At 60.5% G+C, this 14,844-nt stretch carries 10 protein-coding genes and 1 tRNA gene; 8 read left to right on the plus strand and 3 right to left on the minus strand.

Features of this window, described 5'->3' with window-relative positions; all coding sequences use genetic code 11:
• Positions 1–165: 165 nt before the first annotated feature.
• Entirely contained in the window at positions 166–2,346 is a 2,181-nt protein-coding gene (locus BUB29_RS07940; RefSeq protein WP_033522760.1) for a heavy metal translocating P-type ATPase, read from the plus strand.
• 135 nt (positions 2,347–2,481) lie between these two features.
• Here the strand turns inward: BUB29_RS07940 and BUB29_RS07945 are convergent, their stop codons facing one another.
• The 3 genes from BUB29_RS07945 to BUB29_RS10390 all read right to left on the minus strand — a co-directional run bounded on the left by BUB29_RS07945 (position 2,482) and on the right by BUB29_RS10390 (position 5,862).
• Positions 2,482–3,489: an asparaginase gene (locus BUB29_RS07945; protein WP_033522495.1), complete on the minus strand. Its 1,008-nt coding sequence runs from the start codon at positions 3,487–3,489 to the stop codon at positions 2,482–2,484.
• A gap of 888 nt (positions 3,490–4,377) precedes the next feature.
• Positions 4,378–5,712: an amino acid permease gene (locus BUB29_RS07950; protein WP_455593614.1), complete on the minus strand. Its 1,335-nt coding sequence runs from the start codon at positions 5,710–5,712 to the stop codon at positions 4,378–4,380.
• Positions 5,713–5,718: 6 nt separating this feature from the next.
• Positions 5,719–5,862 (minus strand): hypothetical protein, encoded by a 144-nt coding sequence (locus BUB29_RS10390; protein WP_234356125.1) that lies wholly within the window; start codon positions 5,860–5,862, stop codon positions 5,719–5,721.
• A gap of 619 nt (positions 5,863–6,481) precedes the next feature.
• On the opposite strand from BUB29_RS10390, the gene BUB29_RS10165 reads away from it, so the two are divergent.
• From BUB29_RS10165 to yddG, 7 genes are all read left to right on the plus strand, one after another.
• On the plus strand, positions 6,482–7,252 hold the full coding sequence (locus BUB29_RS10165) for a hypothetical protein (protein WP_234945716.1): 771 nt from the start codon (positions 6,482–6,484) through the stop codon (positions 7,250–7,252).
• Positions 7,216–8,640, plus strand: a complete 1,425-nt coding sequence (locus BUB29_RS10170; RefSeq protein WP_234356127.1) for an ABC transporter permease — start codon at positions 7,216–7,218, stop codon at positions 8,638–8,640. Before BUB29_RS10165 ends, BUB29_RS10170 begins: the two co-directional genes overlap by 37 nt.
• A gap of 697 nt (positions 8,641–9,337) precedes the next feature.
• Positions 9,338–10,783 carry an FAD-dependent oxidoreductase gene (locus BUB29_RS07970; RefSeq protein ID WP_033522498.1) on the plus strand — a complete coding sequence of 482 codons (1,446 nt, stop codon included), beginning with the start codon at positions 9,338–9,340 and terminating at the stop codon, positions 10,781–10,783.
• A 231-nt stretch (positions 10,784–11,014) separates the two neighbouring features.
• Positions 11,015–11,962 carry a zinc metalloprotease HtpX gene (htpX, locus tag BUB29_RS07975; protein WP_033522500.1) on the plus strand — a complete coding sequence of 316 codons (948 nt, stop codon included), beginning with the start codon at positions 11,015–11,017 and terminating at the stop codon, positions 11,960–11,962.
• A 210-nt stretch (positions 11,963–12,172) separates the two neighbouring features.
• A tRNA-Gly gene (locus tag BUB29_RS07980) sits at positions 12,173–12,243 on the plus strand.
• A gap of 551 nt (positions 12,244–12,794) precedes the next feature.
• Positions 12,795–13,670, plus strand: coding sequence for a hypothetical protein (locus BUB29_RS07985; protein WP_234356141.1), 876 nt, complete (start codon positions 12,795–12,797; stop codon positions 13,668–13,670).
• A 61-nt stretch (positions 13,671–13,731) separates the two neighbouring features.
• On the plus strand, positions 13,732–14,697 hold the full coding sequence (gene yddG / locus BUB29_RS07990) for an aromatic amino acid DMT transporter YddG (RefSeq protein ID WP_051915243.1): 966 nt from the start codon (positions 13,732–13,734) through the stop codon (positions 14,695–14,697).
• Positions 14,698–14,844 lie beyond the last annotated feature (147 nt).

Here is a 14,844-nt window from a genome sequence, read left to right on the forward strand (position 1 = left end):
GCCGTGTATCGGGAGCGCGGGCCTCAGGCCGGCAATGCAGCCGATGGGTTAACAAGGCGTGACGCAAATAATCCGCGTTCGCGTACTGATCCCATGCTTCCCGCATATCGATTATCGACCATAGTCGCCGCGAACAGCAGAACCGATGCAGCGTAAGGAGCAATGATGAAACATATATCGTCATTCTTTACCAAACTCTTCCAGGCATGCAGACTCGTGCCGATGCTTCCCATCACCGTGATCGCGGCGGTCCCCATGGCATTGCTGTGGAATACGCACCCGTGGAAGCATTTCTTCTGGAGTGTGAACCCCTCGCTCGGCCAGTGGATCGTGATCGCGCTGGTCGTATACACCGTATTCGATTCGCTCAAAGGTATGGTCGACGACATCCGCAAAGGCTACGTCGGCGTCGACGTGCTGGTGATCGTCGCGATTCTGTCGACCATCGCGGTGCGCGAATATCTCGCCGGTTGGGCGATCGTGTTGATGGTGTATTCGGGTGAAGCGATCGAGGAATACGCGCAGGACAAGGCGAAAGGCAGCCTGACCGCGCTTATGGAAGCCGCGCCGGTCATCGCCCACGTGGTCAACCTTCCCGGCGTCGGCTCGAACGCCGAACACGTCGGCGGGCGGGCGAAACAAGGCGACTCGGCCGGCGAATTCCGCCCGGTGCCCGCATCCGACATCCAGAACATCCAATCGTCCGGATCCCATTTCGAAACCGTACCGGTCGAAAACGTGCGTATGGGCGACGTGCTCGTCGTACTGCCGGGCGAAACCGTGCCGGTGGACGGCGAACTGTTGTCCGACTCCGCCACCCTCGACCTGAGCAACATCAACGGCGAACCGGTGCCGCGCGAAGCCTTCGCCGGTGCCCGCGTGCTATCCGGCGCCATCAACGGCTCGTCCACGCTCACCATGCGCGCCACCCAGCTGGCACGCGACTCGCAGTACCAGCGCATCCTGGAGCTCGTCTCCTCCGCGCAGAACTCGCGTGCCACAGTCGTGCGCGTCGCCGACCTGCTGGCCGTGCCATTCACCGTGGTCGCGTTCCTCATCGCCGGATTCGCATGGATCTGTTCCGGCGTGCCGATGCGTTTCGCCCAGGTGCTCGTCATCGCCACCCCCTGCCCGCTGCTCATCGCCGCACCCGTCGCCTACATCGCCGGCACCGGCCGACTCGCCAAATCCGGCATCCTCATCAAAGCGCAGGAAGTGCTGGAAACGCTGGGCCGCGTGAACCACATCTTCTTCGACAAAACCGGTACGCTCACCGTCAAGAAGCCGCAGGTCGTGCGCGTGGACATGCGCGGCGGCGTGCAAGCCGACGGCGTGACCGGTGATTCCGACCTCGACGAGGACGTGATCCTACTGTCCGCAGGCGTGCTCGAAACGTATTCCGTACACATCCTCGCCCAAGGCATCGTGCAAGCCGGCAAAGGCGCGATCAAGCGCCTGTCCGAACGCTACGCCGACAATGGACAGCACCTGCACGGTTCCGATTGGGACGGCCGCGACATCGAACACCCGGTCGTCAAGGGCGTCCGTGAGGATTCCGGCAAGGGGCTGAGCGGCATGGTCAACGGTCGTATGATCCGTGTGGGACGCTACGCGTATGTCACCGACGGCGAGCATGGTGTGCCAAACAACCCGGCCGACGTGTTCACTACGCCGCTGGCCGCCGACGAAATGGCCACGTTCGTGTCCGTCAACGGCAAACTGACCGCACGCATCGTGATGAAGGACATTCCTCGTGAGAACGCGAAGGAATCACTCGACCGCCTGCGTGCCCTCGGCGTCAAGCGCCTGTCCATGCTGACAGGCGACAAGGCCGCGTCCGCCAACATCATCGCCAAGGAAGTCGGCATCGACGACGTGCGTGCCGAACTGTTCCCCGAAGACAAACTCGCCGCCGTCAGGAACGCCTCCGCCGAGGAAGCGCCCGCACAGCCGTGGTGGGATCGCGTGATTCAGCGGCTGACCGGCGAATCCATCACCCGCTCCATCACCATGATGGTGGGCGACGGCGTGAACGACGCCCCTGTGCTCGCCTCCGCCGACATCGGCATGGCAATCACCGACGGCACGTCCACGGCCGCATCCGAATCGGCGCAGGTGGTCATCATGAACGATGACATTGCCTGCGTGCCGCGTGCGATCGCGATTTCCCGCCGAACCAAGCGCATCATGCTGCAGTCCGTGATCGGCGGCTTGTCGCTGTCGATCATCGCAATGCTGTGCGCCGCGTTCAACCTGATTCCGGTGGTGGCCGGCGCGTTCCTGCAGGAAGCCATCGACGTGGTTTCCATCCTGTGGTCGCTGACCGCGTTGATCGATAAGGATTGATTGCGGGGTTGCGGGAACTAGCGCCTTTGCGGCACAGGTGCCTGATATGAATGCGCGGGGGCGCGGCCGTTGGCAATGAACGGTCGCGCCCCCGCGCGTTTGCCAGGACTGTGCTTGTCGGATCGTGTCGGATCGTCACAAAGCGGACGCCGGCGAAATCTCGCCAGCGATGGACCTGATCATCCAATCCGCGAAATCACGGCCCTCCACGCCCTGCGACAACAGGAACATGATCTTCGCGTACGTGGCCTCCAACGTCATATCGCCCGAACCGGTTGCGCCCGCACGCGCAACCGCATCACCCGTCTCATAATGCCCCAACAGCACCTCAGCCTGCTGGCATTGCGAGGCGATGACCACCGGCACGCCGTCACGCAGCGTATCGGCGATCACATCCGTCAAACCCGGCTCATTGCTCGGCACATTACCCACGCCATATGCGCGCAACAGCACTGCCTCCGGACGGGGAGACAGCATCGCCTCAAGACGCGCGGCGGTAATGCCGGGAGCCATGTCGATCACAGCCACGTCATGCCGCTGATACGGCTTCGGATCATGCCAGCCCTCGCCGCTCGCATCCGGCACATACCAATGCCACGGCGTTCCGGTGCGAGCCAGCGGGCCGGTCGCCGGCGCGGAGAACCCCTCGAACGCCCACGACGACGACTTGCTCACACGATTGCCGGCAAACAGGTGGTGGCCGAAAAACAGACCGACGCCATGCATGCGCTCGCTCATCGTCGCGTTCAACGCGCCGGTCACATTGGCCGTCGCATCCGATTCGATTTTGCCCAACGGGTGCTGGGAGCCCGTGAAAATGACCGGCTTGCCGAAATCGGTGAGCGCATACGACAGCGCGGCGCTCGAATAGCTCATCGTATCGGTGCCATGCAGAACCACGAACGCGTCCGCGTCGTCGCGGTGCGCGTTGAGATCGTCGATCATGGTCTGCCAGTTGTCGGGTGTGGCGTTCGAGGAGTCGATCAGCGGATCGAGCTCGGTGAACGTGAACAGGCTGCTATCCATATGCGCGTCCTCCAACAGACGGAACAGCCAGCCCTTGGTGTCGGCGCCCGGCACCAGGCCGTTCGGCGAATCAATCATGCCGATGGTGCCGCCGGTGTACGTGATGTGAATGCGCAAAGGTCTACCTCCTTGAAATCTTGGGATTCTTATGACTCCGCGGTTGTTGGGCTGTGGGGTTGTGTTTGTGTTTGTGTGGGGTTTGCTGGTTTGTGCGGGGTTTGCTGGTTTCGGTTTCCGGTGCCCACTGTACCGCCGATGTGGATGTTCTTTTTTGCGTTGCCGTCTCCCTGCTCCTGTTCCTGGCTGCTCGGCTCCTGCATCGTAGCCATTTGGAGCTGACTTCTCCATCTGTCTACGCTCGGAACGTCTTAGTGTGGTTGTTTGGGGATGGTTTCTCCGTTTGTCTACGTTCAGGGCGTTTCAGTGTAGGCAGGTGCGGGGTGCGTCGCCGTTTGGCTACGCTGAGCGCTCGTCAGCGTAGCCAAACGTGGAATCCTTCTCCAAATCGCTACATTGAGTGGCCTATGGGATGAGGCCTAGGGTCGAGGAGAGAGAGGAATCGGGCAGAAGCACGAAGGAGTGTCCGATTCTGGTGAATCGGACACTCTGAGTGGTCAAGTTGGGGTGTGAGTGACCGATTCTGGAGAATCGGACAACCGTGCGTGGTCGAACCGGAGCCAGAATGTCCTTTTCTGGAGAATCGGACAATCAGGACAGCCAGACCGAACCGCGCGTGTCCGATTCTGGAGAATTGGACATCTTGGGTGATGGGACAGAGCCCTGAGTGTCCTTTTCTGGTGAATCGGACACTCACAGTGGTGGGGCTGGATCGAGAGTGGCCGATTCGGGTGAATCGGACAACCGGGTTGGCTGGAGTGGGTTTGGAGTGTCCTTTTCTGGTGAATCGGACACTCAGGGTGGTGGGGCGGGGCTGAGAGTGACCGATTCGGGAGAATCGGACACTCTGAGGACATGTCGACCTAGCCTAAGCCGCCCCGAACTGTATCAGTCCTGCTTGCCGGGAACCTCCGTGGTTTCCAGCACGTCGGGCACGTCGTTGCCGTTATCGTCCAGCATCTCCTCCATCAGATTGCCGTTGATACGACCGCGCACGCAGAACCAACCGATCACCATGGCCACCACGACCACCGCGAACATGCCCAGCGTCCAACGTCCGGCCGCGCTGGTGAGATTCGACAGCACGACCACGGCGAAGAACAGCAGGGAAATGTAGTTCGTGTACGGTGCTCCCGGCATACGGTACGCCGGACGGGTTTCCTCACCGGCCTTGACTTTCTTGAGGAACGCCAGATGCGTCACCAGAATGGCCGCCCACGTTCCGGCGATGCCGATGCCAGCCAAGTTCATGACGATTTCGAACGCGTCGGCAGGCAGCACGGCGTTCAGCGCCACGCCGATCAGACCGAGCGAGGACGTGATGATGATGCCGCCGTACGGCACGTGATGCTTGTTCATGCGCGCGGCGAACTTCGGCGCGGAACCGGCCACGGCGAGCGAGCGCAGCGTGCGTCCGGTCGAATACAGTCCAGCGTTCAGGGACGACAGCGCGGCGGTTAGCACGACAACCTGGATCACGTCACCGGCGTGCGGGATGCCGATGCCGGAGAAGAAGGTGACGAACGGGGATTCGTTGGCGGAGTAGGCGGTGTACGGCAGCACGAGCGCCATAAGCACCACGGAACCAACGTAGAAGACGAAGATGCGGATGATCATCGAATTGATGGCCTTGGGCAGCACTTTGACGGCATCCTTGGCTTCGCCAGCCGCGACGCCGACCATTTCGGTACCGCCGAACGCGAACACCACGCCGAGGGTCAGTGCGAATACGGTAGGCAGGCCCTTCGGGAACAGTCCGCCATGTTCGGTGATGTTGGCGATGCCGGCGTGGGAGGAGCCGACCGGGGCGCCGGTTACGATGGCCCAGATGGCGATCACCATGAATGCGATGATCGTGGCGACCTTGATGGCCGCGAACCAGAATTCGGCTTCACCGAACATTTTCACGCTCATCATGTTGAGCGCGAACACGACTGCCAGCGCACATAGCGCGAGCAGCCACTGCGGTACGTTTTGGAATGCCTTCCAATAGTGGAAATACACGGCGACGGCGGTGATGTCGGCCATTACGGTGACGGACCAGTCCAGGAAGAACAGCCAGCCGGTGATGTATGCGCCCCTTTCGCCCAGGAACTCGCGTGCGTAGGAGACGAACGCGCCAGAGGAGGGACGGCGGATGGCCAGTTCGCCCAAGGCACGGACCATCAGGAATGCGAAGATACCACACACTGCGTAGGCGAGGGCCAGGCCGGCGCCGCCCAGCGATAGTCATCCGCCTGCGCCTAGGAACAGTCCCGTGCCGATTGATCCGCCGATAGCGATCATCTGAATGTGACGCGGCTTCAGATCCTTGGCGTACCCGGAGTCGCTTTTATCGTGTTTGGCCGCGTTATGCGGTGTTGTTTCGCTCACTGTTGGATGCTCTCTTTTCTCTGTTGTGATTGTTTCGCGTCCATTCCGCGCTGTTGTGCGTGTTGCTCGCATGGTTTTGCGCCCGCGGATTTGCGGATCTGCGGGTTTGCGATGCGGGAGGGGCGTCAAACGTTTGCATCATGGATATGACAGGCACATTATAGGGACGGCGTGTAACCGGGCCGGTTTTGCGCCTTTGGGGTGAAGGGCTGGGACGGGGATGGGAGCGGGTTGGCCGAATTAGGACGTAGGGCTGCACCGTGAATGTCCTTTTCTGGAGAATCGGACACTCTGGCGGGGGAGAGTGGGCTGTGGATGTCCGATTCGGGTGAATCGGACACTCTGGCTGGTTCGGCTGACCGTGGATGTCCTTTTCTGGAGAATCGGACACTCTGGCGAGGAAGAGTGGGCTGCGGATGTCCGATTCTGGTGAATCGGACATTTGAGCTGGCGGCGCAACATATGTGGCGTTCGCTTGACAGTTGGGGGCTGGTCGTGCTTACTGATTACCTGTTACCTGAGTATGTGCTGGGCGTATCGGTATGCGTCGGGGTATGTCGGGCGATTGAAAGTCGGAGAAGGTTCGTCGTGGCAGCGAGGAGCTGATGGAGGAGCTGATATGGGAGCAGGCAAATCGGGCGACGGTATGGCAGCGGCGGTGACTGGATGGTTCGGTTTGTCGAGGAGACTGGGACGGTTGGCGCAATCGGAATGGCTGGAATGGTCAAGACGTGCGCAACGGTCGGATCATCACAATCGGACCGACCATCCCAACCAGCCCGACCATCCCAACCAGCTGGGCCGTATGACCGGCGCAAAGGAATCCGCACTATCCGTGAGCTTCGCGGTCGCGGACGGAACCGAATCCGCCAAGACCGCAACGGTTTCCGCAGCCAATCCGACGCAAAACGGATTATCCAGCATCATCGGCACCACCTTGGCGCACGCGTTCCACCACCACTGGCGCATCATCATATTCACCCTGTATCTCGCGATCACAGCGCTTCTGATGGTCTTCCACGAACCATGGTTCGACGAAGCGCAATCATGGCTCATCGCCCGCGACGCCTCATTCCATGACATTCTGCTCGTCCGCCCGCATTACGAAGGCCATCCGCCGCTGTGGTGGCTTATGCTGTCGATCCCCGCGAAACTGGGCGTGCCATACGAGATCGGATTGAAAAGCGTACAACTTGTCTGCGCCGCGATCATGGCGTGGCTGCTGGTATTCCGCTCCCCGTTCCCGCCGCTGGCCGTGGGCCTCCTGCCGTTCACGTATTTCATGTGCTTCCAGTACGGCGTCACGTCGCGCCCATACGCGCTGATGTGCGCGGCCATATTCCTGACCGCCGATTGTTGGAAAGCCGTGACGAGAAGCCGTGGCGTCTGACATTGAGTCTGATTCTGCTCTGCTGCACCAGCAGTTACGGTATCGCCTTGGCGTGCGCGATGGCATTGGTGTGGGTCGTGCGCGTATTGCGCGAATCGCGGTCCATCCGTTCGTCCATCCGTTCCGTGATCGCCCGTCCCGAACGGTTCGTCGCATGGCTGATGCTGCTGGTCGTAGGCCTCACGCTGACCGTATGCATTCTGCCGTATCCCGACACGTTCGGCATGACGCCGGGCTCCGGCGGCAGTTCGGCCATCATGCAGTTCCTGATGTTCTGGCTGATCATGCCGTCCGAAGCGTTGTTCACCTCGTTCGCCGGCGATGTTTCGCTGCACGGTCTACGCATGGATGTTGTCCCGATTGTGTTGTGCGTCGTGCTGTCCGCGATGGTCTGGTATGCGCTTGGCCGTTTGGCTCGTCGCCGCGGCGATCTTGACATGCTGCTGCTGCCGTACGTGTTGTTCGCCCTGTGCGCGACGAAATATTTCAGTCTGCATCATCTCGGCATCGTGTTCGCGCTGTTCGTCGCCGACCTGTGGATGCTGATCCGTGATCGGCCGATCGATGCGGACGATGTGCCGGAATGGTTGCGCGGATTCGTGCGCATGCGCGTTGGGCGCATTGCGGTGAGGCGGGCCGGGAAGCCCGGTCAGCCCGGTCAGCCTGTCCATTCCGCTCAGCCCGTCTGTTCCACTCAGAGTGTCCGATTCTCCCGAATTGGACACTCCAGCCAACCTGCGACCGCACAACCCGCATCCGCTTCTTCGCATTCCCGCAGCGCGATCATATGCAACTGCGTGATCGTCCTTCTGCTGCTGCCGAGCCTGTGGTGGAATATCGCGGCCGGCGTGTGCGACCTGCGGTACGACTATTCGGGGTCGCGTGCCGTGGCGTCGTTCGCTGAACGCAACGATTTCAGACATAACCGTTGGGTATCGGTCTGGCGTTATTATCCCGAAACCACATGGCCGGACGGCAGTCATACGCCTCGCCAGGAGGATACGCACCGGTACGCTTGGGCGGCGATTGCCGCGGACCCGTATCTTGGACGCGGAGTGTGGAGCACGGCGGAACACGGGTCGGCGCGAGGTCCGGAGCGCGGGCTGTTGGATTGCACGTATCGCGGTCGATCCTATGAGCCGAATCAAGTGCCGACGCCCGCGCAGATGAACCGGGAGATCGCGGCGTGCGCGGCCAAGGGCGAGCCGGCGTTCGTAATCGGAGACGCCGATTTTCCGGAGTATTACTTCGGTCGGCTCGGATACCGGATGCGCGATTATCGCAAGGTCACGATTGCGACGAAGCACATGTCGTGGAAGAACTGGGTCACGACCGCCGATATCACGGTGTATGTGCGTACCGACGTGTTGCGCACGCTGCGGCGGTAGGCGGGTGTTGGTTGGATGCGTGCGGCGTAGACCTCTGGAGAAGCTGTCCCCATCTGTCTGTGTTGAGTGGCTCTCAGCGCGGTGGTTTGGGGATGGCTTCTCCGTTTGGCTACGCTGAGCGGTTCTGAGCGTAGCCATTTGGCGAAGTTGTCTCCATTTGTCTACGTTGGCGGGCCGTAGGCGTAGCTGTTTGGGGATGGCTTCTCCGTTTGATTACGCTGAGCGGTTCTGAGCGTAGCTATTTGGTGAAGCTGTCGCCGTTTGATTACGCTGAGCGGTTCTCAGTGTGGTGGTTTGGGGATGCCATCTCCGTTTGGCTACGCTGAGCGGTTCTCGGCGTAGACATTCGGCGAAGTTGTCTCCATCTTTCTATGCGGAGATGGACGGAGGCGGATGAAGAAGGGCGGAGGCAAAAGGAAGACAGCTGAGGAACCGAAGACAGGGAGAAAGGGCAGTCAAGGAGCCGAAGACAGGGAGATAAGGAAGATAGGGCAGTCAAGGTACCGAAGACAGAAGAAGGGGAGCCGGATGCAGGGAGATAGGGCAGCCGGGGAGCCAAAGACAAAAGAAAAACAACCAAGGAGCCAGAGACAGGGAGATAGCCCAAATAGATCAGCCAAGAAAACGCCCGCCACCCAGTCATTCCAAGCCGAATTGCCTCTTTTGCGTTTCGACGGCTTGCGTTAGGCTAGAGCGCGTGACTGAGACTACTGAACTTCGAATTGCTGTTATCGGCGCCGGCCCCGCAGGCGTCTATTCCTCCGATATTTTCCTTCGTCAGCTGAAGAAGCTGGGCGAGGAACTCGGCTTGGGCACCAAGGCCCGCATCGACCTGTTCGAAAAGCTGCCGGTTCCGTTCGGCCTGGTGCGCTACGGCGTGGCCCCCGATCATCCGTCCATCAAATTCATCGCCGACGCACTTGAAAAGACGCTCGACAACCCCGACATCCACCTGTACTGCGACGTGGAATTCGGCAAGGACGTCACCCTGGACGAACTGCTCGCCCGCTACGACGCCGTGCTGTTCGCCACCGGCGCGGTCGAAGACAAGCCGCTCGGCCTGCCGGGCGCCGATCTCGACGGCGTGTACGGTGCCGCCAAGTTCGTCGAATGGTATGACGGTTACCCCACCGGCGCTCGCGAATGGCCGTTGGATGCCGAGAACGTGGCCGTGATCGGCGGCGGCAACGTGGCCATGGACGTGGCCCGCGAACTTATGCGCAACGCCGATGACCTCAAAGCCAAAACCGACATCCCCGACAACGTGTACGAAGGCATCAAGGCCAACAAGGCCAAGACGCTGCACCTGTTCATCCGCCGCGGCGTGGCCCAAGCCAAGTTCAGCGTGCAGGAGCTTCGCGAAATGGAGAAGCTGCCGGGCGTGCAGCTCATCATCAACGAGGACGATTTCGATCTGGACGATGAAACCATCGAAGTCGCCGGCCAGAACAAGCTGACCCGTCAGATGGTCGAGGAACTGTTCGCGATCCGCGAGATGGCCGAAGACATGGAAGACGACGGCGACGTCGACTTCGAAGGCAATCCCGCCGACCGCAAGTACTACGTGCACTTCAACTCCGCGCCGACCGAAGTGCTGGGCGAGGACGGCAAAGTCAAGGCGATCCGCGTCGAAAAAACCGAAACCAGCGCCGACGGCAAGATGACCCGCACCGGCGAATTCGTCGACTATCCGGTCGAAGCCGTATACCACGCCATCGGCTACAAGCCGGCCACCGCACCCGGCATCGCCTACGACGAGAAGCACGCCCACCTCGCCAACGCGAACGAGGATGGTCGCATCACCACCGAAGCGGACGGCGGTGAAGTGCGTGAGCGCCTGTACGCCACCGGTTGGGCCAAGCGTGGTCCGGTCGGCCTCATCGGTTCCACCAAGTCCGATGCGCTCGCCATCGTGACCAACATGTTGGAGGATCTCGCCGAGGCCGCCGAAGGCGGTCGCGTGGCTGAGGATCGTGATCCCGAATCCATCGATCGACTGCTGGCCGAGCGTGGCGTCAAGCCGATCGATTTCGCCGGTTGGAAGAAGGTCGACGCGTACGAGCGTGCCGAGGGTGCGAAGGAAGGCCGCGAGCACAAGAAGGTCATCGAGCCTGATCAGATGCGTGAACTTGCACACGCCTGATTGCCGGTGATCGCTGTGTGACGGCTGGTCGCGTGATCTGATTCGAGGGAGACGAGCGGAAGTTCGTCTCCCTCTTTCGTTCGCGCTTGTTAGCGCGTCCCATGCGTCTCACTCCGCAGGTCTCATTCGTTCCGCAAGCCTCGCCCCGTTCCGTTCCGCAAGCCTCGTCCGTTCCGCCCATTTCCCGGATACATCCAGTAATCATTCAGGGTGGCATTTTAGGCTGAAGCCATGAATGCCAAAATGCGTGTACACGGCCATTGCAACGGCCTGAAAACAACGCTGCTCTTCGCGTTGATGTGGGCGATCATCATGCTCATCTGGCTGTGCACCGGTGCCAGCCGCAACAGCCTCGGTATCTACATCATCATCGGATTGGCGACCACATTCGGATCGTACTGGTTCTCCGACAAGCTCGCCATCGCATCCATGGGCGCTCAGGAAGTCAGCGAACAGGAAGCGCCGCAAATCTATCAGATCGTCCGCGAGCTCTCCGCCAAAGCCGGCAAACCGATGCCCCGCATCTACATCGCGCCCACCGAAAGCCCCAACGCCTTCGCCACCGGACGCAACGAACGTCACGCGGCGGTCTGCTGCACGCAAGGCATCCTGCGCATCCTCAACGGACGCGAACTGCGCGGCGTGCTCGGCCACGAACTCATGCATGTTTACAATCACGACATCCTCACCTCCGCCATCGCCTCGGCCATGGCATCCGTGATCTCATATCTGGGATACTCGCTCATGTACTTCGGCGGCGGCGACCGCGACCGCGAAGGATCCTCCGGACTGGTCGGCGTGGTCGGCGTGATCCTCACTTCTATTCTCGCGCCCATCGGTGCGTCGCTGGTACAACTGGCCATTTCGCGTACGCGCGAATACGATGCGGACGAGGATGGCAGCAGACTCACCGGGGACCCCGAAGCGCTCGCCTCCGCGCTGAACAAGATTTCCATGGGTGTGGAGTCCAGGCCGATGCAGGCCACGGCGGGCAATCAGTCGGTGGCGGCCATGATGATCGCCAATCCGTTCAAATCCGGCGGTTTCTCCCGTCTGTTCTCCACGCATCCGCCGACCGCCGACCGTATCGCACGGCTGATGCAGATGTCGCAGGAGATGCGCGGCGCCCAAATCGGCGGCGACGGGATGCGACCGGCGCAGGTTCCGGCGTACTACTGATCGCTTGATTGGTGATTGGTGGCTGGTCGTTGGTTATTGATTGTTGACGGGCGTAGCGGTTGGTGCCAGCGGATACGCTAGTTGACGACGCACGAAGGCTCCAGCTGCTTCAGACTGGTTCGGACATGGTGATTCATCTTTTGGGCGATGAGTCGCGTGGTATCCGTTTTGATGCTAAACTGACCGCTTGTGCGCCAAAAGCGCCACCTTGCGGATGTAGTTCATCGGTAGAACGACAGCTTCCCAAGCTGTAGAGGCGGGTTCGACTCCCGTCATCCGCTCCGACAAGCTCCGAACCCTACGGTTCGGAGCCTTTCTTATGCTCCCTCGCGCTTTCCGTATCCGCAGCCTTCCGGACTCTTCCCTTCCGCTGCGTAACACAACGGATGTCCGATTCTCCCGAATCGGTCACGCGGGGTGCGGCGAGGCATACCAGAGTGTCCGATTCTCCAGAAAAGGACATGCGAAGTGGGGGCGTGGGGGTGAGGGTGTCCGATTCTCCAGAATCGGGCACTCAGGGGCGATGTGGATATGCCTGTGGATGACACGCCGAGCTGTGGATAACTGCCTATCTTCTGTCCACAACCCCCGTTTCAGCTGGCGCATCGGATGGAACGTCCCGTATCTTGTGCGCATGACTACGCAAACGAATACGAAAACAAGCACGCAAGCAAGCGCACCAACAGCCGCATTCGCGTATGCGCGAACGGAGGCCCAACGGAGGTTGGACGCGATGTTCAGGGAATGCCGTAAACGGCGTCAACTCGCGCATCCCACGGATCCGAAGGATCGGCGTGCGCTTCAACGTCGTGTGCGCAAAGGCACTGTTATCATGCCGCACAAGGGTCTGTACTTGGACGCGGAAAAATGGGCGGCATTGTCATACTCCGAACGCATTATCTGGATGTTGCGTTCCGTCTGTCAGCTGTACCCTGGCGCGGTGCTGTGCGGCCCGTCGGCCGCCGCCGCATACGGTTTGACCAGCGTGTGGAAAATCCAGAAATACGTCCATATCGCGGTCGTGAATCGCTCCAAGGCGGGGCGTCACGGTTTCATCATCGCACGCTACTACAAGAATCCGCCCGCAACATGCAAGATCGATGGCATGCTCGTCACCGACCTGTTCCAAACCCTGATGGACTGCGCGAGAACACTGGATTTCATCAACGCATTCGAAATCTGCTCGACGGGATTGCGAAGGTTCAAATCCACGGTCAAGACCTTAATGGATTACGTTGGTGGCACGACGCGTCTGTGGGGCATTATCCGCGCGAGATTTCTTGCGGAACGTGTGGAACCGTTATGCGAGAACGGGGGAGAAGCGGTGGCGTTGGCGACGATTCTGGAATTGGGGTACGCGCGTCCGCGAGCGCAGGTCGTGTTCATAAGCCCGTTGGATGGGGGTGAGATTCGCGGCGATTTCTGCTGGAAGCGCGCTGACGGAACGCTGATTGTGGGCGAATTGGATGGGCGGTGGAAATACGAGAATCCCGCCATGATGCACGGCGGTGACGCGTGCGATGTGATTTTGAATGAGAAGGATCGTGAAAGCGAACTGAACATGCTGCGTATCAGCGTCGTGCGTTTCCAGATGAAGCATGTGTGGGCGAAGGAGCCGTTGAAGGAGCGTCTGGAAGTGGCGCAGGTGCCGCATGATCCCGAAGCGTGGCGCTCGCCGTTCAAGGGTTTCCGTTGCGTGGCCTACTGATTCGTCTGGCTGACTGTCTGGCATCGATGCTGCGGGCGCGGATGCCGGTAGCATCGACCCTGTGAACCAGGAAGAGAAAACACCGTCAAGCCCATGCAATCCGTCTAACGGTAGGGTGAAACAAGGCAACATTATAGGTCTGTGCGCAATCCTGCTATGGGGATTCATGGCTGGACTGGTGCGTATCGTAGCCAACGATTTCGGGGCCACGCTCGGCTCCGCCCTGATATACACCGTTGGTGGCGCGATGCTGCTCATCGTGCGCAAACCTGCGCCGATCCGCAGGTATCCGCGTCGATACCTGCTGGTTGGCGGACTGATGTTCGTGTTCTACGAAGCTTCCATCTCCCTGGCCATCGGACTGGCATTCACATCCGCGCAATCCATCGAAGTGAGCCTCATCAACTACCTGTGGCCTTCATTGCTGGTACTTATGACCGCCGCGTTCTCGCGCAGAAAAGGCGCGGTTTGGCGGGCGCTGCCGGGTGTCATCATCGTGACGATCGGTATCGCCCTGGCGGTTGGCGGTGACAGGTTGGATATCAACGGCGCTCTGGCGAACATTGCGAACCCGCTGCCGTATCTACTGGCGTTGCTCGGTGCGTTCGTCTGGTCGCTGTACGCCACGGTGGCACCGGCGATGTCGGGCGGATACGATGGGACGGCGATCTTCATCTGTTTTGTGGCGGTCACGCTGTGGATCATCCACTTTGCTTCCGTTCAGGGGGTGCCTGACCGAATGCCGTCGTTCTGGGGATTCGTGGCGGTGGTCGCCTGCGCGATTTCGATTGCGGGAGGATACGCGTGCTGGGGTTACGGCATGCTGCATGGCGACATGGAAGTGTTGTCGCTCGGATCCTACGCGACGCCCGTACTGTCGACCGCATCCAGCATGGTGCTGCTGGGCGTGGCGCTCGGAGCGTCGTTCTGGATTGGCGTGGCGCTTGTGGTGGGCGGCACGCTTGTCAACGTGTGGCTCGGCAAACCTGCCCCCAGAGTGTCCGATTCTGGTGAATCGGACGTCTGAGGTGTAATGCGCCCATCTTGGTTGCCCGTTTCTCCCGAATCGGAATTCCGGACCGTGTGCCGCCCACCCAGTGTGTCCGTTTCTGGTGAATCGGACGCTCATGGGTGTGGGGTGAGCATGAGTGTCATTTTCTCCCGAATCAACCCA

Origin of the sequence: Bifidobacterium merycicum DSM 6492, assembly GCF_900129045.1 — a bacterium.
Lineage (GTDB): Bacteria > Actinomycetota > Actinomycetes > Actinomycetales > Bifidobacteriaceae > Bifidobacterium > Bifidobacterium merycicum.

What these genes read in the sequence shown, in the direction of transcription:
- htpX (WP_033522500.1), top strand. Translation starts at nt 11,015, where the DNA reads ATGAATGCCAAAATGCGTGTACACGGCCATTGCAACGGCCTGAAAACA.
- BUB29_RS07940 (WP_033522760.1), top strand. Translation starts at nt 166, where the DNA reads ATGAAACATATATCGTCATTCTTTACCAAACTCTTCCAGGCATGCAGA.
- BUB29_RS10165 (WP_234945716.1), top strand. Translation starts at nt 6,482, where the DNA reads ATGGGAGCAGGCAAATCGGGCGACGGTATGGCAGCGGCGGTGACTGGA.
- BUB29_RS07985 (WP_234356141.1), top strand. Translation starts at nt 12,795, where the DNA reads ATGCCGCACAAGGGTCTGTACTTGGACGCGGAAAAATGGGCGGCATTG.